Origin of the sequence: Rhodococcus sp. RDE2 (assembly GCF_020885655.1) — a bacterium.
GTDB lineage: Bacteria > Actinomycetota > Actinomycetes > Mycobacteriales > Mycobacteriaceae > Rhodococcus > Rhodococcus pyridinivorans.
In genome coordinates, this window is the sequence record NZ_AP025186.1 from 2,069,246 (window position 1) to 2,093,422 (window position 24,177).

Consider the following 24,177-nt stretch of genomic DNA (forward strand, 5'->3'; position numbering starts at 1 on the left):
GGGGATGACCGTGACCGAGGGTGATGCGCGTTCCTTCGTCGTGCGGGGCCGGTCGTTGGCCGACGGCGAACCCGTCGAGCTGTTCGTCGGGGCCGACGGAGCGTTCACGGACGAGCCCGGCCGCGACGCCGAGGTGCTCTGCGCCGACGGCTGGATCCTGCCGGGTCTCGTCGACGCGCACTGCCACGTCGGTATCCGGTTCGGCGGGGGAGCGGAGGACGAGGAGGGTCTGCTCGCGCAGGCCGTCACCGAACGCGATGCGGGTGTCCTGCTGCTCCGCGATGCCGGGTCGCCCGTCGACACCCGGGCCCTCGACCAGCGGGCGGACCTGCCCCGGATCATCCGGGCCGGCCGGCACATCGCGCTGCCCAAGCGCTACATCCGCGGGCTGCCCGTCGACCTCGAGGACGAGTCGCAGCTGCCCGACGAAGTGGCCCGTCAGGCCCGGGCCGGCGACGGCTGGGTCAAGCTCATCGGCGACTGGATCGACCGTGAGGTCGGCGACCTCGCTCCGCTGTGGAGCGACGAGATCCTCGTCGAGGCGATCGCCGCGGCCCACCGCGAGGGCGCGCGGGTGACGGCGCACGTCTTCGGTGAGGACGCCCTGCCCGGACTGCTCGCGGCGGGGATCGACTGCATCGAACACGGCACGGGCCTGACCGACGAGACCATCGCGACGATGGCCGCTCACGGCACCGCGCTCGTGCCGACACTGGTCAACATCGAGAACTTCCCGGACATCGCTGATTCGGCGACGCGATTCCCGGTGTACGCAGCGCACATGCGCGCCCTGTACGCGCGCCTCGACGAGACCATCGGCGCCGCCCACGAGGCCGGCATCCCGATCTACGCGGGCACCGATGCCGGTGGTCAGGTGCAGCACGGGCGCATCGCCGACGAGATCGCGTCGCTCGTGCGCGTGGGTCTCGACCCCACCGAGGCGTATGCCGCGGCGAGCTGGAAGGCCCGCGCGTGGCTCGGGCACCCGAGTCTCGAGCCGGGGACGTCGGCGGATTTCGTCGTGTACCGGGAGGATCCGCGCAGCGACCCGGCGGCGGCCCGTCCCGATCTCGTGGTTCTCCGCGGCCGGGTGGTCTCGGGCAGTCCCGCGCGCCTGTAGAGAGGGTGCGTGGGGTCACCGGGTGCCGGTTTCGTCCTGGCTCACGCGTCTGGCAGAATGGTTCGCTGTCGTCGCATCCGGTTACGTACCGCGCGGCGGTCACAGGCTAGAGGCAAAACCGGGCGTGCCAGAAGGGCGCGTCGTCCGAATTGCACGTGACACGCGCCTCGGCGCACCCCGAAGGAGAACACAGCAGTGGCTGTCAAGATCAAGCTCACCCGTCTCGGCAAGATCCGCAACCCGCAGTACCGCGTCGTCGTCGCGGACTCGCGCACCCGCCGCAACGGCCGGGCCATCGAGACCATCGGCAAGTACCACCCGAAGGAAGAGCCTTCGCTGATCGAGATCGACTCGGAGCGTGCGCAGTACTGGCTGAACGTCGGCGCCCAGCCGACCGAGCCGGTCCTCAACCTCTTCAAGATCACCGGTGACTGGCAGAAGTTCAAGGGCCTGCCGGGCGCCGAGGGCACGCTGAAGAAGGCGGAGCCGAAGCCGTCCAAGCTCGAGCTGTTCCAGGCCGCCCTCGCGCAGGCCGAGAACGAGCCGGCTGCCGAGGCCGTCACGCCCAAGAAGAAGAAGGCTGCCAAGGAAGAGTCCGCCGAGGCGTCCACCGAGGCCGAGTCCACCGAGGCCGCCGAGTAATGAGCGCCGTGGTCGCCGATGCCGTCGAGCATCTCGTTCGTGGAATCGTCGCCCATCCCGACGACGTCCGCGTCGACCTGATCGCGGGTCGTCGGGGCCGCACCGTCGAGGTGCACGTCAACCCCGACGACCTCGGCAAGGTCATCGGCCGCGGCGGTCGCACCGCGACCGCGCTGCGGACCCTCGTCACCGGAATCGGTGGCCGGGGTATCCGTGTCGACGTCGTCGACACCGACCGCTAGGCGAGCGTCGATGGAGCTCGTCGTGGGCCGTGTGGCCAAGTCGCACGGCATCCGAGGCGAAGTCGTCGTCGAGGTTCGCACCGACGAACCCGAGGAGCGCTTCGCTGTCGGCGCGGTCCTGCGTGGCCGTAAGCCTCGCGACAAGCACCTGCACGAGTACACAGTGGAAGCCGCCCGGGAACACTCCGGGCGGCTTCTGCTGCGCCTGCAGGGCATCGACGGTCGCGACGCCGCCGACGCACTGCGCGGGGTGCTGTTCGTCGTCGACAGCGCCGACCTTCCGCCCTCCGACGACCCGGACGAGTTCTACGACCACGAACTCGAAGGGTTGACGGTGCGGATCGTCGCCGGGCGTCCCGACGGTGGAACCGAGGTCGGCACCGTCCGCGAGGTCCTGCACACGGCCGCCGGCGAACTGCTGTCGATCCGGCCGGCCGGCCAGGAACGCGGGGAGCTGCTCGTCCCGTTCGTCACCGAGATCGTGCCGACGGTGTCGGTCCGGGACGGCGTGATCGAGATCGATCCGCCCGACGGGCTCCTCGACCCCGATTTCGGGGAACCGCCGTCCAAGAAGAAGAAGTCGACCGAGGGGAAGCAGTAGTCCGTGCGGCTCGACGTCGTCACCATCTTCCCCGAATATCTCGAACCCCTGCGCGTCGCTCTGCTCGGCAAGGCGATCGACAAGGGGCTCATCTCCGTCGGTGTGCACAACCTGCGCGACTGGACGCACGACGTGCACAAGGCCGTCGACGACGCGCCCTACGGGGGCGGCCCTGGCATGGTCATGAAACCCACCGTGTGGGGACCGGCGCTCGACGACGTGCTCGCCGGACCCGACGGTGGGACCGATCCCGACGTGCTGCTCGTCGTCCCGACGCCCGCCGGTCGCCGCTTCGATCAGGCCACCGCGCAACGCTGGTCGAAGGAGAAGCGGATCGTCTTTGCGTGCGGCCGCTACGAAGGTATCGACCAGCGCGTCTTCGACGATGCCGCGCGTCGCGTGCGCGTCGAGGAGGTGAGCATCGGCGACTACGTCCTCATCGGTGGGGAGGTCGCCGTTCTCGTCATGGTCGAGGCCGTCGTCCGGCTGCTGCCCGGAGTGCTCGGCAATCAGCAGTCGCACCAGGAGGATTCGTTCTCCGACGGACTGCTCGAAGGGCCGAGCTACACCCGGCCGGCGGTGTGGCGCGACCTCGAGGTGCCGCCGGTGCTGTTGTCCGGCGACCACGGGAAGGTCGCTCGCTGGCGCCACGAGCAGTCGCTCGAACGCACCCGCGAACGACGACCCGATCTGCTTCCGTCCGACGACTGACGCCGGGCCGGACGGCCCTCAGGGGCGGTGCGCGCTTCCGAGCGTCGTCTCGACCGCCAGCGTGACGGTCTCGCGCGCGTGCTGTGCGCTGCCGTCGTCCGTTGCGTCGTACATCGCCGTGTCGGGCAGGAAACCGGTGTCGTAGAAGGGATCCGACTCGTCGTAGGTGACGGTCTCCCGTGCCGCGACCACGACCACGTACCGGTGGTCGTCGCCGAAGAACCCGGTGGACAGGTGCAGCCATTCACCGGCCAGGCAGCACATCCACCCCTGCTTCACACCCAGCTCCGTGGAGTCTCCGAGCCCCTCGGGAAGCCCGAAACGCTGGTCGTATCCGTCGACGCCCTCGTCGGTGAACTCCACGAGATGGCCGACGATCCGGGCCGCACTCTCGTCACCGGATGCGCTGTCGCCGAGCAGATCGTCGTACCAGGTCAGCAGGTCCGACGCCGTCGTGGTCGTGTTCCACCACCAGGACCCCGGATCCGGGGGAGTCGTGCCGGTCAGGTTGTGCCGCTCCACGACGTGCTCGACGATCCCGGGGCCGCCGTAGGTCTCCCACAGCAGCGTCGCGGCGTTGTCGTCGGAGGAGCGCAGCATCGACCGGATCAATTCGTGGTCCTCGTCGGCGAGCGTCGCCTCGCCCGTCACCTCGCGGTACAGGACCTCCTCGGCGATGAAGAGCTTGACCGTCGAGGCGGTCTCGAAGGGCTCGTCCGTGCCGCCGAGCACGCGGGCCCCTGATTCGCGGTCGAGCACGGCGATGGTCAGACGCGCTCCGCGGCTGTAGGCGAGTGCGACGGCCGCGTCGATCTGCCGGGGGAGTTCGGCCGTCGACAGCGTCACGGTCGACTCGTCGGAATCGGTGTCCGCGACCGAGGCGAGACCGAGCGCCTCGTGCGGGAGCGGGTGGGTGTCCATCGAATCGCAGCCGGATACGGCCAGTGCGGTGGCCACGCACAGCATCATCGCGCCCGATCGTGCGCGTCCGCGCCCGTGCTTCATTTCCGGTTCCTGCATTCCATTGTGCTGTGGACGATAGCGCCGGTCCACCCGACAGCCTGCACGGACCCCGAGTGCGAGCGCTCGCGGTCACAGGCGCGAGCGCCTACGGGGTCACAGGCGCGAGCGCCTACGGGGTCACAGGCGCGAGCGCCTACGCGGTCACAGGCGCGTGCCGAGGTCGGCAACTGTAGGGTCGTTCGACGTGACGACCGAACTCGACACCGTGAACCGGCGGATCGCCCAGGAACTCGACGTCCGCGAAGACCAGGTGGCCGCGGCCGTGGGACTGCTCGACGGCGGCGCGACCGTGCCGTTCGTCGCGCGCTACCGCAAGGAGGCGACCGGCGGTCTCGACGATGCCCAGCTGCGCACCCTCGAGGAACGCCTCCGCTATCTGCGCGAACTCGACGAGCGCCGCGTCGCGATCCTCGAATCGATCGAGGCGCAGGGCAAGCTCGACGACACGATGCGCGGACAGATCATGCTCGCCGACACCAAGGCGCGGCTCGAGGACATCTACCTGCCGTTCAAGCCGAAGCGGCGCACCAAGGCACAGATCGCCCGCGAGGCCGGTCACGAACCCGTCGCCGACGCGCTCATCGGCGACCCCACCACCGATCCTGCCGGGTACACCTCCGAGCAGCTCGACGGTGCGCGCGCCATCCTCGTCGAACGTTTCGCCGAGGACGCCGACCTCGTCGGCGAGCTCCGCGAGGCGATGTGGACGCGCGGCAAGGTGAGCTCCACCGTGCGGTCCGGCAAGGAGAACGACGGCGCGAAGTTCTCCGACTACTTCGAGTTCTCGGAACCGTTCACCCAGCTGCCCTCGCACCGCATCCTCGCCCTCCTGCGCGGCGAGAAGGAGGAGGTGCTGTCGCTGTCGTTCGATCCCGAGATCGACGAGCCGGTGCCCGGCGAGCGCAGCTACTACGAGGGCCGGATCGCGACGCGCTTCGGCATCGCCGACGAGGGACGTCCCGCCGACACGTGGCTGCTCGACACCGTGCGGTGGGCGTGGCGCACCAAGCTGCAGATGTCGCTGTCGCTGGACATCAGGATGCGGCTGCGGCAGTCCGCCGAGAAGGATGCGGTCGACGTCTTCGCCGCCAACCTCAAGGACCTGCTGCTCGCCGCACCGGCCGGCACGCGCCCGACGATGGGCCTCGACCCCGGCTATCGCACCGGCACGAAGGTCGCCGTCGTCGACGCGACCGGCAAGGTCGTCGACCACACCACCATCTATCCGCATCAGCCGCACAACAAGCGCGACGAGGCCCTCGCGGTGCTCGCCGCGCTGGTCGCGCGGCACGGTGTCGAACTGATCGCCATCGGCAACGGCACGGCGTCTCGTGAGACCGACGCTCTCGCAGCCGATCTCGTGTCGCTGGCGAAGGTGCCCGGGCTGACGAAGATCGTGGTGTCCGAGGCGGGCGCGTCCGTCTACTCGGCATCCGAGTACGCCACCAAGGAACTCCCGGACCTCGACGTGTCCATCCGCGGTGCGGTCTCCATCGCGCGTCGTCTGCAGGATCCGCTCGCCGAACTGGTCAAGATCGACCCGAAGTCGATCGGTGTCGGCCAGTACCAGCACGACGTGTCCGAGACGATGCTCGCGCGGTCGCTCGGTGCGGTCGTCGAGGACGCGGTGAACGCCGTCGGTGTCGATGTCAACACGGCGTCGGTTCCGCTGCTGTCGCGGGTCTCGGGTATCACCGGCTCGCTCGCGGAGAGCATCGTCGCCCACCGCGACCAGAACGGTCCGTTCCGGGCGCGCACCGCGCTCAAGGACGTCCCGAGACTCGGTCCGAAGGCCTTCGAGCAGTGCGCGGGCTTCCTGCGAATCCCCAACGGCGACGACCCGCTCGACGCGTCCGCGGTGCACCCCGAGGCGTATCCGGTGGTGCGGCGGATCGTCGACCGGACCGGCAGCAGCGTCCGCGAACTGCTCGGTAACACCGCGACCCTGCGGAAGCTGCGCGCGGACGAGTTCGCCGACGACCGCTTCGGTGTCCCGACCGTCACCGACATCATCTCCGAGCTCGAGAAGCCCGGCCGCGACCCGCGTCCGGAGTTCAAGACCGCGACCTTCGCCGCCGGTGTCGAGAAGGTCGCCGACCTGAAGCCCGGCATGGTCCTCGAGGGAGTGGTCACCAACGTCGCGGCGTTCGGTGCGTTCGTCGACGTCGGTGTGCACCAGGACGGCCTTGTGCACGTCTCCGCCATGTCGCGCAGCTTCGTGAAGGATCCGCACGACGTCGTCCGGTCCGGGGAGGTCGTCAAGGTGAAGGTCCTCGAGGTCGACGTCGCGCGTCAGCGCATCGGTCTGACGCTGCGACTCGACGACGAGATCCCCACCCCGGGCGCCGAGAAGTCGGGAGGTCAGCCGCGCGGAGGTGGCCGGCGTCCCGGAGGCCAGGGCGGCGGGAACCAGGGCGGCGGGAACCAGGGCGGCGGACGGGGTCGCAACGCTCAGGGCAATCGTGGACAGCAGGGCAATCGTGGGCAGCAGGGCCGCGGTGGCGACCGCCGTTCGGCGCCGGCCGCCTCCGGATCGATGGCCGACGCCCTGCGACGCGCCGGTTTCGGCAACAACTGACGCGAATCACCGGGTCACTCCTGCAATGCTGTGGACATGAGATCCACGGTGGCCGGGGTGATCCGGTGATGCTCGACTGGGTGCAGCGCGAGATCGTCGATCAGGGGCGCCTGCCGCTGTTGTTCTTCCTGCTCGGTTTCGTGGCCGCGTTCGTCTTCATCCGGATCAGCGTGCGGTTGATCCGCGCGCAGGTGCGCTGGTGGCCCGGCAACATCACCCCGGGCGGTCAGCACGTGCACCACGTGGTGTTCGGTGTCGTGACGATGGTGATCGCCGGTGGGGGACTGATCGCGATCTCCGAGGACGCCAACCGCATCGCCGCCTGCGTCCTCGCGGCGCTCTTCGGGATCGGCGCCGCCCTGACCCTCGACGAATTCGCCCTGATCTTCTACCTGAACGACGTGTACTGGGAAGAACAGGGACGGGTCTCCGTCGACGCCGTATTCGTGGCGATCGCCGTGACCGGGATGTGGTTGCTCGGCCTGCGACCGTTCGAACTCGGGGACACCGCGAATTTCGAGGACAGCGGTGACTGGGCCGGACGGGCCGCGCTGGTGGTGGCCGTGCTCGTGAACCTCCTGCTCGCCGCGATCGTCCTGGCGAAGGGCAAGATCTGGACCGGCCTGGTGGGGCTGTTCGTCGTTCCGCTGCTGTGGGTCGGCGCGATCCGGCTCTCCCGGCCCGGGGCGCCCTGGGCTCGCTGGCGGTACGGCAAGCGGCCCCGCCGCATGGCGCGCGCGCTCGAACGCGAACGTCGACTGCGGCGCCCGGTGATCCGCGCCAAGATCTTCGTGCAGGATCTCGTCGCGGGCGCACCGACGCTCGAGACCGTGCGGGGCAGTGTCGCGCACTCGCGCACCGCGACCGAGGCGGAACTGGACCGCCGCGTCAAACCGGCGCCACCGCCGATTTCCTCGATCGATATTCCGTCTGGCACAATGGACGGGTTGCCCCGTTCGGGCACGCCTACCTGACCTGGGCACGAACCGGTCGAGCCCGCCACACGGCGGTCGCCGCCAGGTTCCTCTGCTCGAGCGAACAAGAGGATGAAAAACCGATGAACACCCTGGACTTTCTGGACGCCAAGTCGCTGCGCGACGACATCCCGGACTTCCGTCCCGGCGACACTCTCGATGTGCACGTCAAGGTCATCGAGGGCAGCAAGGAGCGTGTGCAGGTCTTCAAGGGCGTCGTGATCCGGCGTCAGGGCGGCGGCATCCGCGAGACCTTCACCGTCCGCAAGGTTTCCTTCGGCGTCGGCGTGGAGCGCACCTTCCCGGTGCACAGCCCCAACCTCGCCAAGATCGACGTGCTGACCCGTGGCGACGTCCGTCGCGCGAAGCTCTACTACCTGCGTGAGCTGCGCGGCAAGGCTGCCAAGATCAAGGAGAAGCGCTGATCTTCGGCCGCTGACCAGCCCCCTGGGCTGCTCGGCACGGCTCTCGAGCCACCCGATACAGCATCCGACGACCCGGCCCGGACTTCCGTCCCGGCCGGGTCGTCGTCGTTGTGGGCAGCGGTCCGTCGCCCACCCGTCCGGTCGACGGTCGTCCTCGGCGGGCCGCCGTGCCGCAGACGCTAGTCTGTCGAGGTGGCAGATTCCCCGCACGATCCGGCTCGACCGGATGTGAACCGCAACGATGTTCGAGGTTCGGCTCGGAGCGATCGAGCCGACGGTGCACACCACCGGCGCGAGGACCCCGCAGCGAACGACACCGCCCCCAAGGCGAAGAAGCAGAAGTCGTTCTGGCGTGAACTGCCGATCCTGGTCGTCGTCGCACTGGCCCTGAGCTTCCTGCTGCAGACCTTCGTGGCGCGGGTCTACCTCATCCCCTCGGAATCGATGGAGCCGACACTGCACGGCTGCCCGGGCTGCACCGGCGACCGCATCGTCGTCGAGAAGGTGGGATACCGCTTCACCGACCCGCGCCCCGGCGACGTCATCGTCTTCGAAGGCCCCGAATCGTGGTCGGCCGGCTACACCTCGACCCGTTCCGACAACGTCGTCGTGCGGGGACTGCAGGAGATCGGTTCGCTCGTCGGCGTCGTGCCGCCGGATGAGAACGACCTCGTCAAGCGCGTGATCGCGACCGGCGGGCAGACGGTGGAATGCTGCGACGACGAGGGCCGTGTCCTCGTCGACGGTGTCCCGCTCGACGAGCCGTACGTGACCATGGACTTCCCGTTCACCCCGGGTGTCGTCACGTGCGAGACCGAGGTGCCCTCCGGGCGTTGCTTCGGGCCCGTCACCGTGCCCGAGGGCCACGTCTGGGTGATGGGCGACAACCGCAGCAACTCGGCCGACTCGCGCTACCACGTCGGGGACGAGCATCAGGGCTCGATCCCGCTGGACAATGTCATCGGAAAAGCCCGCTTCATCGTGCTGCCTCCCGGCCGATGGGGCCTGATCGACTCACCGGAGATCCTTCCCTCGTGACTGCTTGGCCACCTCGACCCGTGATCCGTCGCTCCTCGGGACTGCGCACCATGGAGTCCGCGCTCGCGCGGTGCGGTCTCGGTCCGGTCGCGGGGGTCGACGAAGCCGGCCGCGGTGCCTGCGCCGGGCCGCTGGTCGTCGCCGCCTGCGTGCTCGGCGACCGGCCGCACGCGTCGCTCGACCGGCTCGACGATTCGAAGAAACTCACCGAACGCACCCGCGAGGAGCTGTACTCGGTGATCGTGAAACGCGCCCGGGCGTGGAGCGTGGTGGTGATCCCCGCGGAGGAGGTCGACGCGATCGGCATCCACGTCGCCAACATCGAAGGCATGCGACGCGCGGTGGCAGGGCTGTCGACACCGCCCGGCTACGTGCTCACCGACGGCTTCCGGGTGCCCGGACTACCCGCACCGTCCCTGCCCGTGATCGGCGGCGACGCGGCGGCCGCGTGCATCGCGGCGGCCAGCGTGCTCGCGAAGGTCACACGCGATCGCATGATGGTCGACCTCGACGGCGAGCTACCGGAGTACGGTTTCGCAGTACACAAGGGCTACAGCACTCCGACGCACATGGCGGCGTTGGCCGAGCACGGCCCGTCGCCGCAGCACCGGCGGTCGTGGGCCAATGTGCGCTCCGTGTGCGGAGTGCCCGCGGTGCGACGTCGACTGTTCGCCGACGACCTGGTTCGTCGCTCGTATGCAGACGACCTGGAGCGTCGATTGTTCACCGACGAGGCGGATGCGGGATGATTGCAGGACACACCAGACTGGGAGGACACCGAGACCGATGAGTGCCGAGGATCTCGAGAAGTACGAAACCGAGATGGAACTCTCGCTGTACAGGGAGTACCGGGACATCGTCGGTCAGTTCGCGTACGTCGTGGAGACCGAGCGCCGGTTCTACCTGGCGAACGCGGTCGAATTGCTGCCGCACAACGCCAACGGCGAGGTGTACTTCGAGGTACGCATGTCCGACGCCTGGGTGTGGGACATGTACCGTCCCGCACGCTTCGTCAAGCACGTCCGTGTCATCACGTTCAAGGACGTGAACATCGAAGAGCTCGACAAGCCCGAACTGAGACTGCCCGACAAGCTGGGCTGACGCCCTCGGGGACGATCCTGCGCGCAGCGGCCGCATCCTAACCGGGGCGCCGACACCGAGCCGTTCGCCGCGGCTCGTCGTCCGCGGTTGTGCACAGGCACCGCACTCATCCACAGATCCCCGATCTCCGTGCTCGGACCCCGATTCCGCGTGCCTCGGTCCTCCACAGTGGGGGCATGCAGGGGACGAATCGGACATCACACAATCGGGATCTGGGCGCGCGAGGCGAGGACCTCGCCGCCGAATACCTCGAATCGACCGGCATGGTCGTGCTCGAACGCAACTGGCGCAGCCGATACGGCGAACTCGATCTCATCGCACAGGACGGCGCGGCCGTCGTCTTCGTCGAGGTCAAGACCCGCACCGGCACCGGCTACGGCACCCCCGCCGAAGCGGTGACGCACGCGAAGGCCGAACGCATCCGTCGCCTCGCCGGACAGTGGTTGTCCGAGCAGACGCGCCGCTGGTCGCACATCCGCGTCGATGTGGTCACCGTCCTGCTCGCACGGGGGCACGCTCCGGAGATCACCCACCGCAAGCAGGTCCTCTGATGGCGCTCGGACGCGCCTGGTCGGTCGCGGTCTCCGGAATCGACGGGCAGGTCGTCGAGATCGAAGCCGACATCGGGCGAGGTCTGCCGGGTGTGACGATGGTCGGGCTGCCCGACACCGCGCTTCAGGAGTCGCGCGACCGGGTGCGCGCCGCCGTGTCGAATTCCGGTGCCAAGTGGCCGGATTCGAAGGTCGTGCTCGCACTGTCGCCGGCCACGCTGCCGAAGGTCGGCAGCGTCTACGATCTCGGACTGGCGTGCGCGGTGCTCGACGCGGCGGATGTCGTGCCGACCGAAGCCGTCTCCCGGACGGTGCTGCTCGGCGAACTTGCGCTCGACGGGCGCGTCCGCCCGGTGCGCGGGGTGCTGCCCGCCGTGCTCACGGCGAAGAAACACGGCTGGTCGCGCGTGGTGGTGCCGACCGCGACGATGACCGAAGCGGCGCTCGTCGACGGCATCGACGTCTACGGCGCCGAGACGCTGCGGGAGTTGGTGCTCTGGCTCCAGGGCGACGGTCCGCTCGAACGGCCCGATCCGCGTGCGCTGCCACCGCGGGCGGTGCGCGGCGATCTCAGCGAAGTGGTCGGTCAGCACGAAGCGCGACGCGCGATCGAGGTCGCTGCGGCCGGTGCACACCACCTGATGTTGACCGGTCCGCCGGGAATCGGGAAAACGATGCTTGCGCAGCGACTTCCGGGGATCCTGCCGGACCTGAGCGAAAATCATGCCCTCGAGGTGACGGCCATCCATTCGGTGGCGGGCACCCTCACCAGCGACCGGCCGCTCGTGACGGAACCACCCTTCATCGCGCCCCACCACACCGCGTCGGTGAGTTCGCTGATCGGAGGCGGCACCGGCATGGCGAAACCCGGTGCGGTGAGCCGGGCGCACCGCGGCGTGCTGTTCCTCGACGAGGTCGCCGAGATGGGGACGAAGACACTCGAAGCGCTGCGGACACCGCTCGAGGACGGGGAAGTGCGCATCGCCAGACGGGACGGTGTCGCGCGATATCCGGCCCGTTTCCAGCTGATCCTCGCCGCCAACCCGTGCCCGTGCGCACCTCCACGCGACGCCGACTGCGTGTGTGCGCCGACCGCACGTCGCCGCTATCTGGGACGCCTGTCGGGTCCGCTCCTCGACCGCGTCGACCTGCGGGTCCGGATGCAGGCCGTCGCGACGAGCGCCTTGATGGGGGAGACGGGCGAGAGCACCGACGAGGTGCGGGCGCGCGTCGCCCGGGCGAGAGCCGCGGCACGCGAACGGTGGGCCGACCACGGCTGGGCCACCAACGCCGAGGTGCCCGGACCGGCCCTCCGGCAGAAGTTCCGCCTTCCGCGTGCTGCGCTCGAACCCGTCGAATGGGCGCTGCGCAAGGGCGCGATCACCGCGCGAGGAGCGGATCGCGCACTGCGGGTCGCGTGGACGACACCATAGCGGATCTGGGAGTCCGTAGTCTATGCCGCATGACCAAGCGGGTAGCGGCGTATCTCCGCCAGTCCCAGGACCGGGACGGCAACGAATACGGCATCCAACGCCAGCGGGAGGACGTCCAACGACTCGTCCAGGCCCGTGGCTGGACCGTGGTCGCGGAGTACGTGGACAACGACACCTCCGCCACCAAGCGGAAGCCGCGGCCCGGGTTCGAGGCGATGATGGCGGCGGTGGACGCGGGAGACGTGGACGTCATCGTGGCGCGTCACGTGGACCGCCTCGTCCGCCGCCTCGTGGACCTCGAGACCGTCCTGGAGCGGTGCGATACCCACGGAGTCGTCATCGTCACCGCCGCCGATGGCGTGGACACCTCCACGGACGGAGGCCGCCTCGTCGTCCGCGTCCTGGGTTCCGTGGCCCAGGGGGAGATGGAACGCAAGTCCGCCAGGCAACGGTCCGCCGTGGCCCAGGCCGCCGCCCAGGGCCGCTATGTCGGAGGGCGGCGGGCATTCGGATACGAGGCGGACGGCGTGACCGTCCGGGAGGAGGAGGCGGCCCTCATCAAGGCGGGCTACGACGCCATCCTGGCGGGGGAGTCCGTGGCGGCGGTGGGCCGTATGTGGGACGCCTCCGGTATCGGTACGACCCAGGGCGGCGCGAAGTGGGAGCGGTCCGCGGTGAAGGACGTTCTCATCAACGCCCGGAATGCCGGTCTCCGCCGGCATCGTCCGGAAGGCTCCCATGCCACCTATCGCCAGGACCCCGCCGCGTTCGTCGTGGGTAAGGCGGAATGGCCTGCCATCGTCCCGGAGGAGACCTGGAGGGCGGCGGTGGCCCTCCTCACCGACCCGTCCCGCCGGAAGCCCTCACGGAACGCCGTGGCCCTCCTCACGGGCGTGGGCCTCTGCGGAGTGTGCGGGTCCACGGTCAACTCCGGCGGGGCCCGCCGCCACTACCGGACCTATCGGTGCAAGGCCACGCCCGGACACCTGGCCCGGATGGCGGACCCGGTGGAGGCGTACGTGGAGGCCGTCATGGTGGCCCGTCTGTCGATGCCGGACGCCTTGGCTGTGTTCGCGCCGAAAGTGGAGACCGACACCCGGGACCTCTCCCAGGAGGCCGACGTACTCCGCCGCCGCCTCGAGGACATGGCGGTGGACTACGCGGACGGCATCATGACCCGGCAACAGTTCCGGGCGGCCACGGAGACGGCCAAGGCCCGCCTGGCGGAAGTGGAGACGGAGATTACCGCCGCCGGGGCCGCCGACGTCATCGCTCCGTTGGTCACCTCCGGGGACGTGGAGGCGGCGTGGAACGAGTTGTCCACGGCCCGTAAGCGTTCCGTCATCGACACGTTGGCCGTCGTAACCCTGTACCCGCCGGGGCGGGGGAGGCGGACGTTCAACCCGGCCACGGTCCATATCGCGTGGAAGGCGGGGGAGTAAACGCCGTCAAATATGCGGGGCGGCAATGGGTTTGACGACGTTTACGGTTGCATGGTCCCCGGACACCGGGTACCGTCGTCCCCAGCGGGCTACCAGACCCTAGTACCGCCGATGGTTCGCCATCGAAAACGACGCCTCGTGAGGTTGACAGCCTCCACGCCAGGGGTGACGTAGAGACAATGCCGCTGGTCTGGCGGTAGTTCTCTCCGCCGCCTGGGTACGTGCCCGTTTCGTACCCAGGAGCCCAGAATGGCCATCTCCACCCGGTCCCGGAGCATCTCCGGACACATCGGTAACGCCCTCAAGCGTGACCCCAACGCGGACTTGACGGAACTCCGTCGTGAACTGGCCGCGTCACGGATACAGGACCACATCGAACAGGTCCTTGCCACCGCCCCGCCGCTCACCCCGGCCCAGGTGGACCGTCTTACCGTCATCCTCCGGGGCGGTGCGTAGGCCATGCCCACATACGAAAGTGGCCCCACCGTTTCCGATGAGGCCACTCCCGCGTTCTGGACGTTGACGGTTGACGAGACCGCCACCAACGACGATACCGCGTTCGTGGTCGGAGGTGGGGTCCGATGAGGGAGACCTCGAGCAACGCCATGGACGCCGCCCTCCGTGGCGTCCCCACCGCCCCTACCCGCTGGGACGCCGTGAAAGTCATGGCCAAGGCCGGGTTCTCCGTCCTCCTCGTGAAGCCGGGGACCAAGGACCCGCTGGACGTGCGCTCCGACCGGGAGAAGGCCAACGACGAGAAGGCCGGACGCTCCGGCTCCGGTCTCCACACGGCCACCACCAACCTGGATCGCCTCGAGAAGTACTGGGCCCGGGCGGTGGAGAAGTTCGGCGTGGAGCCCAACGTGGCCGTCAACGTCGAACGCTCCGGCCTGGTGACCATCGACGCGGACCAGGCCGACGAGACCGCCGACGTGCAACGCCGCGGCCTGGAGGGAGCCGACGTTCCCCTGGAGGCGTACGCGCCCACGGTCACCACGCCGGGAGCCCAGGACGCCGCCGGGAAGTGGGTTCACTCCGGCGGCGGGCACTTCCACTTCTACGTGGACGTGGAGGACCTCCCGTTGGTGAAGTCGTTCAAGCTCCCCGGCGGAGCGGAGGTCTCCACCAAGGACCGCTACGTCCTCATCCCTCCCTCTGTTCGGAACGAAGGTCCGTACACGGTGACGGGTCCGGTCCGTCCTCTGTCGTCGGCTCCGTGGTTGGTGGACCTCATCCGGGCCCAGGCCGACGCCGACGAGGCCGACACCGCCGCCCGGGCCCAGGCCGCCCAGGACCGGGCCCAGCGGCGGGAGACGGAGGGGCCCTCGTCCGTGGAGGCGTGGAACGACGCCCACCCGTGGGAGGAGTTGCTCACGGCCTACGACTGGACGCCCACGGGCAAGCCGGACAACTGCGGTTGCCCCATCGTGACGGCCCCAGGGGACCACGCCTCCCCGAAGTCCGCGACGGCTCACGAGGGCGGTTGCACCAACCGCCGCGTGGACCTCGAGGGAGCCTCCGGACCTCTCCACATCTGGACGGACCACCCGCCCGTGGAACTCGAGGACCGGGAGCGGTGGACCAAGGCCCAGTTCGTCGCGGCCATGCGCCACCAAACGATGGAGGAGTTCCTCGTGGCGGAGGGCCTCGTGGACGACGAGGACACGACCGACCCCGCCGCCATGGCCCTGGAGGTCCCCGTGGACCCCATCGACGCCGCCGTGGCCCGCATCGTGGCCATGACCGGCAGCGGCGGCGGCACACGGGAACAGCGGCGGGCCAGGCTGGACGGGGCGTTCCTCTCCCGGGCGGACCTCCGCTCCCTGCCTCCTCTTACCGCCCTCGTGGACGGGTACCTGTACCTGGACACGCTGGCCCAGTTGAACGGGGAGCGTGGAACGTTCAAGACGTTCCTGGCCCTGGACTGGGCCGGCAGCGTGGCCACGGGAACCTCGTGGAACGGCCACGGCGTCCACCACGGGAACGTTCTCTACTTCGCGGGCGAAGGCGTGGCCAAGTTCGATGACCGCCTCTCCGCCTGGGAGATGGAGCACGAGGTCCACGAGGCTCCGGTGGACGTGTTCCGGGAGATTGTGGACTTCGCGGCGGAGGCAACGGTGGAGGCGGAGTGGGTCTACGTGGCCGCCCTCCTCTCCCTCCGGGAACGGAAGCCATCCCTCATCGTCATCGACACGATGGCCCGGTACACGTCCGGTCATGACGAGAACTCCGCCCAGGACATGGGCCGCCTCATCACGAACCTGGACGTCCTCCGGCGGGTGACCGGGGCGTGTGTCCTCGTCGTCCACCACACGACACGGGGAACGACCCACGGGCGTGGTTCCACCGCCGTGGAAGGGGCCATGCAATCGGTGTTCCTCATGCGTCGCAGCACCGAACAGGGCCGGGTCGTGGCGGAGTTGTCCACCACGAAACAGAAGGACTCCCCGGAGGCGGAGCCGATCAAGTTCCTTCCCAAGGAGATTCCCGCCGCCGCGTCCGTGGTCCTCGACCCCGTGGTGGAGGGGATGGACCCGTTCACGGCGGAGGGTCCCTCTGTCGGACAGCATTCCCCGCACTATGTCCGCGTGGCCGCCGTTCTCTGGCGGACGTTCGGGCCGGGGACGTCCGGCGGGACCAAGGGAGAGGTCCGGGCCGTCCTCCAGGGAGACGAGGACCTCCGCCTGGAAGGGAAGGACCGGCAATCGGTGTCCAAGGCGTTCTACAACGCCTGGGCCGTGCTGGAGAAGCGGGGAGCCCTGGTCAAGGCCACGGGTAGCCGCTTCCATCTCTCCGACGAGGCGGCGGTGGAGTTCGGCCTCGTGGAGGCCCCGGAAACCGACGAGGACGACGGCCCCGCCGCTGGCCTGGAGGCGGTCTCGTGACCCGCCGCCGCCCTATCCGATGGGCCTATCCGATGAAATCCGATGGCCCCTATCCGATGGGCTATCCGATGGAATCCGACGGACCCTCCGCCGCCCTCCATCCGTGCAGGTCAAGGGCAACTATCCGATGGAATCCGATGGCAATTTTCGTCGGATATCCGATGACCTATCCGATGGGGGGCCCTATAGGGCCCCATCCATCGGATATCGGATACGACCGGGAGGGGATAAGGACTCGTGACGGGCCAGAGCGGCGGACCCGATACCGCCCCACACCACTCCTCACGAACAGGAATGAACTCATGGCTACATACCCGCTTCTCCCTCCCGGTTCCGTCGTCATCCCTACGACGGCGGACATGTCGCTCCTGCACTACAACGACGCTGGGGACCAGTACCGCTGTTACTCCGTCGTGGCCATGGCCTCCATCCCGGAGGCCGGCGGGGTCCGCGTCGTTCCCCTCGTCGTCAAGGGCTACCGCATCGTCCGGGCCGACGAGGTGGGCCGTCCGGATCGTTGTCTCATCACGGCAGACGACATTCCGGCCCCGGCCCGTCTCGCTCCCGCTACGACCCGGGAGACCGTCCGGTGACCGCGACACTGTGGGGCGGTGAAGGTGGGAAGGCCGCGGACAACGCCCGGGCGGCAGCGTCCTTACTTCGGACAACTGCAACCACCCGCGACGACCCCGTACCGCCGTGTGTCTCTCGTCCTCACCTGTTCGACCATCACGAGCCCGGGGCCGCCCTCGTGGACGAGATGCCTCGTCTCCTCGAGGCCGAACGCCTCTGCCTCCAGTGCCCTCTCCTGGCCTCGTGTGAAGTCCTGGCCGATGGCTTCCGGAGCGTCGCCGCGGGGCGGATGTACGGATTCCCCCGAGTTGCAGACGGGACGCCGCCATCGTCCATCAGGTTCCCGGTATCCAAGCGGAAGGCGGTGGCGTGATGCCTACTCGTCCCCCTCGTATGTGTGCCAAGTGCCGGAACTCGTTCACCGGGCCCCGTTGCCCGTGTCGCAAGCCCTGGGAGGGCTCCCAGCGGTCCGGGAAGTCCACCCGGGCGTACCGCCGCTATCGGGACCGGCACCTCCAGGAGCATCCCCTCTGTGAGTGGCCCTCCTGCCACCAGGTGGCCCAGGTGGCCGACCATGTGGAGAACATCGCCAGCGGTGGCGACATGTTCGGTCCGCTGCGGTCCCTTTGCCACGACCACCACAACGAGGTCACCAAGGCCCAGGCCAAGGCAGGCAGAGGCCGCCAGCGTCGAACTGGGGGCCAGGAGTGACCCCCAGGGGGTACGGGACCGTCGATCCATGGAGCGGACGGCCCAGGCACCCGGCCACCAGGTGTCGCGGACGCGGGCTCAGGTTGGGCCCCTATTTGAACCATCATTTGTACCAACAGGAGGAATCATGACCATCCACGACGACCTCACCAAGGCGGAGGCCACGCTCACGGTCTCCATGGCCCTCTACGCCGCGGCGGTGGGAGATGACGAACGAGTGGCACAACTGGCCGCCCACGACGACCCCGACGTCATCCGGGAGGCGTTCACCATATTGGCCTCGTGGACCGCGGCCACGGTCCGGGCGGCGGTGGGGTCCCGTTCCGCGACCATCGCACTCCTGGCGGACTCCGCCGAAGCGGCGTATCTGGAAGCGGCGTACGCGGTTCCGGAGACCGGGGCCCACGCGGTCCTCGAGGACGAGAAGGGAGAACATCATGGGTAAGGGACCCGCACCACGCCCGCCGGCGTTGAAGTTGCTCAACGGACGCCGGGAGGGCTACGACTCCGGAGGCCGGAAGGTCAACGCGGGCCCCGGATTCAAGCGGGAGCCTCTGGGACCGCCACCGCCGGACCTGCCGGACGTGGCGGCGGCGGAATGGGCGGCGGTGGCCCCGGAGCTGGACCGCCTGGAGCTCTCCAAGGCCATCGACCGGACCGCCTTCCGGACGTACTGCATGGCCGTCCAGCGGCTCCACGATGCCCAAGAGGCCATCGACCGGGACGGGTTCACGGTCCCCGGGTCCACGGGCTCGTTGGTGAAGCATCCGGCGGTGGCCATCCTCGAGGCGGCGGAGCGGTCCGTCCGGAGCTGGGCTCAAGAGTTCGGGCTCACGCCATCGGCGGAGGGCCGCCTGTCACCCCAGACCGTGAACCCGGACGACGAGGACAACCCGTTCGCGGGCGGGGCCACGTCGTAGCGGACGAGGGCAGGAGGGCGGCGGAAAAAAGCGTGTCCCGCCGCCCTTCTCGCGTCACGTGACGTAACGTGGACGACGAGGTACCGGTCCGGCCGCCACGCGGTCCGTGTCGGGACGCCGACGCCAACCGCGGCGGTGGGGACTGTACCGACGAGGCCAGCGGTCAATCCGGCCAGGGAGCCGTCCCCGTCATCGGGAGCCATGCCCGCCGGAGTCAACCCGTCCGTCTCGGGAAACTCACCAATCCCGTTGGAACGGAACAACTCTGATGAATGCAAAGATCAAGGCCCTTCAGAACGAGGCCCTCACCTTCACCGCCAAGGCCCGCGCCCTCACCGAGAAGGCCCAGGGCGAAGGCCGCGACTTCACCGCCGCCGAACGGTCGGAGTACGACGCGGCCCTGGCCAAGGCCAAGAGCTACCTGGAGCAGATCAAGACACTCAAGGCGGACGAAGCCGTTCTGGACCAGGCCAAGGGCTTGGCGGCCCGTCTCAACGGGACCACCGCCATCGGCCCCATGGACGGACTGGGCGGTGGCCTCTCCGGTGCCACCAAGGCCAAGGGCCGGGTGGGCCTGTCGGGCAAGGCGGGGAAGGAACTGGCCTCCCGTATCGCGGACGGCATGGTGGACGGGCAGAAAGCTCTCCTGCCCGCCGGTACCGCTCACGCGGGCGTCCCGCTCCTGCCGGAGGTCGTGGAACTGGGCCACCCGTCCAATACCCTCCTGGACGCTCTCGTGGCACTTCCGGCCCCGGGACCGACGTTCAAGGCGTTGGTCCAGCGCCAGCGCGACAACAACGCCGCTCCGGTGGCGGAGGGCGACACCAAGCCCACGTCCGTGTTCGGCCTGGAGGAGGTGGAGGTCAACCTCGAGGTCCTGGCCCACATGTCGGAGCCGACGCCGCGGTATTGGTTCGAGGACAACGACGCCCTCCAGGTGTTCGTCCAGGACGAGATGGTCCGTGGCCTCCGGGACGCCCTCGAGGCCCAGGTCCTCACCGGAGACGGCACCCGTCCCAACCTCCAGGGCGTCCTCACCACGTCCGGAGTCCAGGTCCAGAGCTTCACCACGGACGTGGCCCGTTCGGTCCGCTCCGCCATCACCAAGCTCGAGGTGGCCGGCCACGAGGACAATCACGTGATCGTTCTCCGTCCGGAGGACTGGGAGGCGGCGGAAACCGCCCGGGCGGAGGGCTCCGGCCAGCTCGAGGCGGTGGCCAACGTGACCCAGCGGGCCCAGCGGACCCTCTGGGGCGTCCCCGTCGTCGTCTCCAACGCCCTCCCCGCGGGGACGGGCCTGGTCATCGACCGGGAGGCCGTCGTCGTCTACTCCGACAACGTGGTGGACGTCCGGTGGAGTGAGACGGTCGCGGACGACTTCCAGAAGAATCTCGTCCGGGCCCGCGTGGAGTCGCGGTACGCCGCGGTGGTGACCAAGCCGCTGGGCGTCGTCCGCGTGGCCACGGTCGCCACGCCGTAACCCGGACCCTCCAGGCGTTTGGTCCCCGCCTGGAGTCGCGGTCCCCTGTCACTCCGGGACCGCACACGAGAGGCCCCGTCCGGATGGTTACCGGGCGGGGCCTCTCCTCGCGTTGGGGCGGTGACTACCGCGTGTAGACCCAGGTGTGGTGCCTGGTCGGAAGCGTCGTCCAGTTGATCCGGACCCCCGCCCCGCCCCTGATCTTCACGGCGAACGACTCCCCCGGATTGACCGGAGCCGGTACGGCGTCCTGGTAGTCGCTCCCGACACCCTGGAGCGTCACCATGACGGCCCGCTCGTCGGTCGCGTTGGTGAAGCGGAACTTACCGCCGTCGATTGAGACGGCCCACGGTTCGGTGTTCGTCACGCCGTGACCTCCCGCCACTCACCGAACGGCGGCGTGGTCTCCGCGTGAATCCGGATGGGCTTCCGCGTGGCCTCGACCTTGTGAACCTTGAACTTCTCGTCCCCGTTGATGACCCACCATCCGACTCCGCGGGCCTCGTCCTCCCTGGCGGCCATGGCACGCTCCGGACTCCCCGGCGGCGTCATCGCCACGCCGTAGTAACCTGCGACCGACTTCACGAGTTCGTACGAGTAGTTGTCCGGGCCGACCGGTTCCCACACACGAATCTCTGCACTCACGTTGTTGTCTCCCCTGGTCCCTCGTCCGTCCCCGACCCGGAGGGAACTCTACGACTTGTGTCCGACAGATACACAGAACCCGGACGACGAATCGGACCGCCTGGCGGCGGGCTCCCCTCGACCTCGAGGAGCACCCAGGGGTGCCGGTGTCGAATACCCCATCCCGGAACTTCCCACGGACCGCCTCCCCGCACCGCGTCGGACCAACACGAGTAGCTCGTACCCGATAGGGGACGAGCTTGGTTGGACTCTCCGCGCCATCTGGCCAGACCTGCCGGGAGAGCGTCCCGCCGGTTCGGGAATGTGACCGGGCGGGCTGGGTAACGTCGGGCTCCGCGATAACGACGACGCGGCGGTGAGGTCTGCTATTGGCAGACGCTCGTGGTCGCGTGGACGCTGAGCGACCTCGACGGTTCCGATTCACCGTCGGCGACCCATGTCGCTGCCGCACTCGACTTCCGGGATCGGGGTGTCGCATGAACGGACACGACGACGAACGGCGCCTGGCCTGGGCCTATCTGTCCACTGTCGCGCAGGGTGCGTCACGATCGTTGGCGGCGGCGGTCGAGGCCGAGGGTGTACTCGAGGTGGCCGCCGCCATCCGGTCGGGTTCGGGCCTCGGCGAACTCTCGTCGCGGTACTCGGTGCGGGCGCACCTCGACACCGCGGCGCGGGATCTCGACCGCCTGGGGCGGGCCGGCGGGCGACTGGTGACCCCCGACGACGACGAATGGCCCGCCTGGCAGATGCTCGGCTTCGGCGCCCTCGACACCGCCACCGACGCCGAGGGGCCACCCCTCGCCCTGTGGGTGTGGGGGAGCCGGCGGATCGACGACCTCGCCGAACGCGCGATCGGCATCGTCGGAACTCGCGCCGCGAGTGGTTACGGGGAGCACGTCACCGCCGAGATCGCCGGGGATCTCGCCGCCGACGGATGGACGGTCGTGTCCGGTGCGGCCTTCGGCGTCGATGCTGCCGCACACCGCGCGGCGCTCGGGGTGGGCGGCACCACCGTCGCGATCCTGGCCTGCGGTGTCGATCGGGCGTATCCGGCAGCACATGCGACGATGCTGCGGCGGATCTCCGAATCCGGCCTCGTGGTCAGCGAATATCCACCGGGCACGACTCCGGCGCGGTACCGGTTCCTCGCCCGCAACCGCCTGATCGCGGCGTTGTCCGCGGGCACGGTCGTCGTCGAGGCGGGTTGGCGCAGCGGGGCGCGCAACACCGCGGCGTGGGCGCGACGACTCGGCCGGCCGGTCATGGCGGTCCCCGGACCGGTGACCTCGGCGGCCTCGCAGGGTTGTCACCGCATGATCAGGGAGGGGGAGGCCCGGTTGGTGGGTGCGGCGCGCGACGTCGTCGAGGAGTGCGGTCCGCTCCTGGCGTGCGGGGACGACGACCGCGACGGCCTGTTCCGCCGCGACCTGGACGGACTGTCGGGCGACATGGCGCTGGTCTACGAGGCGCTTCCGGCGTCGGACGTCTGTGATCCGGCGACGGTGGCCGAGTCGGCGGGGCTGCCGATCGAGCGGGTGCGGGCGGCGCTGCCCCTGCTCGAACTCGACGGTCTGGTGGTGGCGACTGACGGAGGGTGGCAGCGGACGTGATGGTGGCCCGACGCCGGACCGGTCTACCCGCGGTGAGGAAGGGCGCCGAACATGCGGTCGCGCAGGCTGTCGTAGATGGGCGGGACCCGCGTGGAATACGCCACGACGACGGCGCAGATCGTCGCGGCGAGCATCGGGACCGTCACTCCCGTCGCCGCGGTCATCTCCACGACGAGGACGACTCCGGTGATCGGGGCCCGCACCGACGCACCGAAGAGAGCGGCCATCCCCGCGATCGCCATCGGCACGGCCAGGGACGACCCGATCCCGGGGACGATCGCGGTGCAGATCCCGGCGCACAACAGGCCCCAGAGAGCACCCAGTGCGAGAAGTGGCGCGAACAGTCCGCCCGGTGTCCCGGCCGCGTACGACAGCGGACCAGCGACGAACCGCAGCAGGACGTACCAGGCGACCACCGGCAGTGCGAGCGCACCACCGCTCACCACGTGCTGGACGAGGGAGTCGCCGCCCCCACCCGCCCACGGTGCGACCACCGACAACAACCCGATGAGCCCGCCGATGATCGCGGCCTTCGTCACCGGGGAGAGCGACCGGACCGACTCCACCACGCTCAGCGATCCCAGGACCATCCGGTTGTAGGCCGCGCCGAGCAGTCCGGTGAGCAGACCGAACACCACGAAGACGGGCAGCAGGACGATGGACGGGGGAGCGATGGGGTCCACGGCGAAGTCGGGGGTGTCGCCGACGATCGTCCGCGAGCACGCGACCGCGGCGGCCACCGACAGGACGACGGGCACGACGGTGCGGAACCGGAAGCTGCCGGTGACCTCCTCGACGACGAACAGCGCACCACCGATCGGCGCATTGAACGCGACGGCGAGTCCGGCACCGGACACCGAGGTCTGCAACAGACGTTCGTGCTCGGGACGCCGGGCACGGCGTGCGGTCTCGGCGCCCACCGCGGCACCCATGTGCACGATCGGGCCCTCCCGTCCCAGGACGAGACCCGACCCGATCGACAGGAGCGCCCCGACGAATCTGGAGGGCAGCACCGACAGCGGTGGTGGCTCGGCCTGCCCGCGGTCGACGGCTTCGACGTGCTGGATTCCGCTACCCGAGGCAAGAGGGACCATCCGGACGATCAGCGCCGCGAGCAGAGCGCCGAGGATCGTGATTCCCACCGGCACGAGCCATCCCGGACCGGGGAGTTCGTGCGCCCATTCGACGGTGTGGATCCGCCATCGCTCGAGCCGTTCCAGACACCAGCGGAAGGCCCCGCCGACGACGCCGATGACGGCGCCGGCCACGATCGCCAGCACACAGATCGTCGCCAGTTCGCGAGCGGGAACGGAAGGTTCCCGCACGTTCTCGATGTCCACCCGGCGCCCTCCGACCTGCCGCCGACGCGCCGATCCGCCCGGCGGTGCCGGAGACGGTCGCGCGAAGGAGTCGTGACCGTATGTTCACAGACTCCGAGACGTTTCGCCGGGACGCGCGAGGGTGAATTCGGA

At 69.4% G+C, this 24,177-nt stretch carries 25 protein-coding genes and 1 pseudogene; 22 read left to right on the forward strand and 4 right to left on the reverse strand.

From position 1 onward, the window contains the following. Positions 1-4: 4 nt before the first annotated feature. From LPH33_RS09600 to trmD, 5 genes are all read left to right on the forward strand, one after another. Positions 5-1,120: an amidohydrolase family protein gene (locus tag LPH33_RS09600; protein WP_088897330.1), complete on the forward strand. Its 1,116-nt coding sequence runs from the start codon at positions 5-7 to the stop codon at positions 1,118-1,120. A gap of 195 nt (positions 1,121-1,315) precedes the next feature. Then, a complete protein-coding gene (gene rpsP, locus LPH33_RS09605) occupies positions 1,316-1,762 on the forward strand; it encodes a 30S ribosomal protein S16 (RefSeq protein ID WP_088897329.1) in 447 nt (148 codons plus the stop codon). Next, positions 1,762-2,004, forward strand: a complete 243-nt coding sequence (locus tag LPH33_RS09610) for an RNA-binding protein (RefSeq protein ID WP_006550954.1) — start codon at positions 1,762-1,764, stop codon at positions 2,002-2,004. The genes rpsP and LPH33_RS09610 overlap by 1 nt, the downstream gene beginning before the upstream one ends. Positions 2,005-2,014: 10 nt before the next feature. After that, entirely contained in the window at positions 2,015-2,605 is a 591-nt protein-coding gene (gene rimM / locus LPH33_RS09615; protein WP_088897328.1) for a ribosome maturation factor RimM, read from the forward strand. Positions 2,606-2,608: 3 nt separating this feature from the next. Then, positions 2,609-3,316 (forward strand): tRNA (guanosine(37)-N1)-methyltransferase TrmD, encoded by a 708-nt coding sequence (trmD, locus tag LPH33_RS09620; RefSeq protein WP_088897327.1) that lies wholly within the window; start codon positions 2,609-2,611, stop codon positions 3,314-3,316. A gap of 18 nt (positions 3,317-3,334) precedes the next feature. Here trmD and LPH33_RS09625 read toward each other — a convergent pair whose 3' ends face one another. After that, complete coding sequence (locus LPH33_RS09625; protein WP_229567919.1) at positions 3,335-4,321, reverse strand: hypothetical protein; 987 nt, start codon at positions 4,319-4,321, stop codon at positions 3,335-3,337. Between the two features lie 202 nt (positions 4,322-4,523). Here LPH33_RS09625 and LPH33_RS09630 point away from each other — a divergent pair, with 202 nt between their 5' ends. From LPH33_RS09630 to LPH33_RS09700, 15 genes and pseudogenes are all read left to right on the forward strand, one after another. After that, on the forward strand, positions 4,524-6,917 hold the full coding sequence (locus LPH33_RS09630) for a Tex family protein (protein ID WP_229567920.1): 2,394 nt from the start codon (positions 4,524-4,526) through the stop codon (positions 6,915-6,917). 68 nt (positions 6,918-6,985) lie between these two features. Beyond that, entirely contained in the window at positions 6,986-7,891 is a 906-nt protein-coding gene (locus LPH33_RS09635) for a hypothetical protein (RefSeq protein WP_160876510.1), read from the forward strand. An 83-nt stretch (positions 7,892-7,974) separates the two neighbouring features. After that, positions 7,975-8,316, forward strand: a complete 342-nt coding sequence (gene rplS / locus LPH33_RS09640; RefSeq protein ID WP_006550960.1) for a 50S ribosomal protein L19 — start codon at positions 7,975-7,977, stop codon at positions 8,314-8,316. A gap of 228 nt (positions 8,317-8,544) precedes the next feature. Beyond that, positions 8,545-9,354 carry a signal peptidase I gene (gene lepB / locus LPH33_RS09645; RefSeq protein ID WP_088897323.1) on the forward strand — a complete coding sequence of 270 codons (810 nt, stop codon included), beginning with the start codon at positions 8,545-8,547 and terminating at the stop codon, positions 9,352-9,354. Further along, positions 9,351-10,103 (forward strand): ribonuclease HII, encoded by a 753-nt coding sequence (locus LPH33_RS09650; RefSeq protein ID WP_198430678.1) that lies wholly within the window; start codon positions 9,351-9,353, stop codon positions 10,101-10,103. Before lepB ends, LPH33_RS09650 begins: the two co-directional genes overlap by 4 nt. Positions 10,104-10,140: 37 nt before the next feature. Next, on the forward strand, positions 10,141-10,455 hold the full coding sequence (locus LPH33_RS09655) for a DUF2469 domain-containing protein (RefSeq protein WP_006550963.1): 315 nt from the start codon (positions 10,141-10,143) through the stop codon (positions 10,453-10,455). 176 nt (positions 10,456-10,631) lie between these two features. Continuing rightward, on the forward strand, positions 10,632-11,006 hold the full coding sequence (locus LPH33_RS09660) for a YraN family protein (RefSeq protein ID WP_016691241.1): 375 nt from the start codon (positions 10,632-10,634) through the stop codon (positions 11,004-11,006). Beyond that, a pseudogene (locus tag LPH33_RS09665) lies at positions 11,006-12,430 on the forward strand (YifB family Mg chelatase-like AAA ATPase); the annotation flags it as partial. The gene LPH33_RS09660 and the pseudogene LPH33_RS09665, both read left to right, overlap by 1 nt. Positions 12,431-12,468: 38 nt before the next feature. Next, positions 12,469-13,881 (forward strand): recombinase family protein, encoded by a 1,413-nt coding sequence (locus tag LPH33_RS09670; protein WP_229567921.1) that lies wholly within the window; start codon positions 12,469-12,471, stop codon positions 13,879-13,881. 249 nt (positions 13,882-14,130) lie between these two features. Further along, on the forward strand, positions 14,131-14,337 hold the full coding sequence (locus LPH33_RS09675) for a hypothetical protein (protein WP_229567922.1): 207 nt from the start codon (positions 14,131-14,133) through the stop codon (positions 14,335-14,337). A 125-nt stretch (positions 14,338-14,462) separates the two neighbouring features. After that, positions 14,463-16,766 carry an AAA family ATPase gene (locus LPH33_RS09680; protein WP_229567923.1) on the forward strand — a complete coding sequence of 768 codons (2,304 nt, stop codon included), beginning with the start codon at positions 14,463-14,465 and terminating at the stop codon, positions 16,764-16,766. 302 nt (positions 16,767-17,068) lie between these two features. Then, entirely contained in the window at positions 17,069-17,359 is a 291-nt protein-coding gene (locus LPH33_RS09685; protein ID WP_229567924.1) for a hypothetical protein, read from the forward strand. Positions 17,360-18,177: 818 nt separating this feature from the next. Then, positions 18,178-18,495: a hypothetical protein gene (locus tag LPH33_RS09690; RefSeq protein ID WP_229567926.1), complete on the forward strand. Its 318-nt coding sequence runs from the start codon at positions 18,178-18,180 to the stop codon at positions 18,493-18,495. Further along, entirely contained in the window at positions 18,488-18,970 is a 483-nt protein-coding gene (locus tag LPH33_RS09695; protein WP_229567928.1) for a phage terminase small subunit P27 family, read from the forward strand. The genes LPH33_RS09690 and LPH33_RS09695 overlap by 8 nt, the downstream gene beginning before the upstream one ends. 268 nt (positions 18,971-19,238) lie before the next feature. Further along, positions 19,239-20,450 carry a phage major capsid protein gene (locus LPH33_RS09700; protein ID WP_229567929.1) on the forward strand — a complete coding sequence of 404 codons (1,212 nt, stop codon included), beginning with the start codon at positions 19,239-19,241 and terminating at the stop codon, positions 20,448-20,450. A 124-nt stretch (positions 20,451-20,574) separates the two neighbouring features. On the opposite strand, the gene LPH33_RS09705 is transcribed toward LPH33_RS09700, so the two are convergent. Then, positions 20,575-20,817: a hypothetical protein gene (locus tag LPH33_RS09705; protein ID WP_229567931.1), complete on the reverse strand. Its 243-nt coding sequence runs from the start codon at positions 20,815-20,817 to the stop codon at positions 20,575-20,577. Next, entirely contained in the window at positions 20,814-21,095 is a 282-nt protein-coding gene (locus tag LPH33_RS09710; RefSeq protein ID WP_229567933.1) for a hypothetical protein, read from the reverse strand. Before LPH33_RS09710 ends, LPH33_RS09705 begins: the two co-directional genes overlap by 4 nt. 381 nt (positions 21,096-21,476) lie before the next feature. Between LPH33_RS09710 and LPH33_RS09715 the strand changes: the two genes are divergently transcribed. Then, positions 21,477-21,575: a hypothetical protein gene (locus LPH33_RS09715; protein WP_229567935.1), complete on the forward strand. Its 99-nt coding sequence runs from the start codon at positions 21,477-21,479 to the stop codon at positions 21,573-21,575. Beyond that, positions 21,572-22,705, forward strand: coding sequence for a DNA-processing protein DprA (gene dprA / locus LPH33_RS09720; protein ID WP_088897322.1), 1,134 nt, complete (start codon positions 21,572-21,574; stop codon positions 22,703-22,705). The genes LPH33_RS09715 and dprA overlap by 4 nt, the downstream gene beginning before the upstream one ends. A 23-nt stretch (positions 22,706-22,728) precedes the next feature. On the opposite strand, the gene LPH33_RS09725 is transcribed toward dprA, so the two are convergent. Further along, on the reverse strand, positions 22,729-24,045 hold the full coding sequence (locus LPH33_RS09725; protein ID WP_229567937.1) for a ClC family H(+)/Cl(-) exchange transporter: 1,317 nt from the start codon (positions 24,043-24,045) through the stop codon (positions 22,729-22,731). Positions 24,046-24,177 lie beyond the last annotated feature (132 nt).

Excerpts from the sequence above, each read along its gene's own strand:
- LPH33_RS09655 (WP_006550963.1), top strand. The coding sequence starts at position 10,141 with ATGAGTGCCGAGGATCTCGAGAAGTACGAAACCGAGATGGAACTCTCG.
- rplS (WP_006550960.1), top strand. The coding sequence starts at position 7,975 with ATGAACACCCTGGACTTTCTGGACGCCAAGTCGCTGCGCGACGACATC.
- LPH33_RS09680 (WP_229567923.1), top strand. The coding sequence starts at position 14,463 with ATGAGGGAGACCTCGAGCAACGCCATGGACGCCGCCCTCCGTGGCGTC.
- LPH33_RS09635 (WP_160876510.1), top strand. The coding sequence starts at position 6,986 with ATGCTCGACTGGGTGCAGCGCGAGATCGTCGATCAGGGGCGCCTGCCG.
- LPH33_RS09675 (WP_229567922.1), top strand. The coding sequence starts at position 14,131 with ATGGCCATCTCCACCCGGTCCCGGAGCATCTCCGGACACATCGGTAAC.
- LPH33_RS09600 (WP_088897330.1), top strand. The coding sequence starts at position 5 with ATGACCGTGACCGAGGGTGATGCGCGTTCCTTCGTCGTGCGGGGCCGG.
- LPH33_RS09685 (WP_229567924.1), top strand. The coding sequence starts at position 17,069 with ATGGCTACATACCCGCTTCTCCCTCCCGGTTCCGTCGTCATCCCTACG.
- LPH33_RS09695 (WP_229567928.1), top strand. The coding sequence starts at position 18,488 with ATGGGTAAGGGACCCGCACCACGCCCGCCGGCGTTGAAGTTGCTCAAC.
- LPH33_RS09660 (WP_016691241.1), top strand. The coding sequence starts at position 10,632 with ATGCAGGGGACGAATCGGACATCACACAATCGGGATCTGGGCGCGCGA.
- LPH33_RS09700 (WP_229567929.1), top strand. The coding sequence starts at position 19,239 with ATGAATGCAAAGATCAAGGCCCTTCAGAACGAGGCCCTCACCTTCACC.
- LPH33_RS09610 (WP_006550954.1), top strand. The coding sequence starts at position 1,762 with ATGAGCGCCGTGGTCGCCGATGCCGTCGAGCATCTCGTTCGTGGAATC.
- dprA (WP_088897322.1), top strand. The coding sequence starts at position 21,572 with ATGAACGGACACGACGACGAACGGCGCCTGGCCTGGGCCTATCTGTCC.
- LPH33_RS09670 (WP_229567921.1), top strand. The coding sequence starts at position 12,469 with ATGACCAAGCGGGTAGCGGCGTATCTCCGCCAGTCCCAGGACCGGGAC.
- LPH33_RS09625 (WP_229567919.1), bottom strand. The coding sequence starts at position 4,321 with ATGAAGCACGGGCGCGGACGCGCACGATCGGGCGCGATGATGCTGTGC.
- LPH33_RS09690 (WP_229567926.1), top strand. The coding sequence starts at position 18,178 with ATGACCATCCACGACGACCTCACCAAGGCGGAGGCCACGCTCACGGTC.
- rimM (WP_088897328.1), top strand. The coding sequence starts at position 2,015 with ATGGAGCTCGTCGTGGGCCGTGTGGCCAAGTCGCACGGCATCCGAGGC.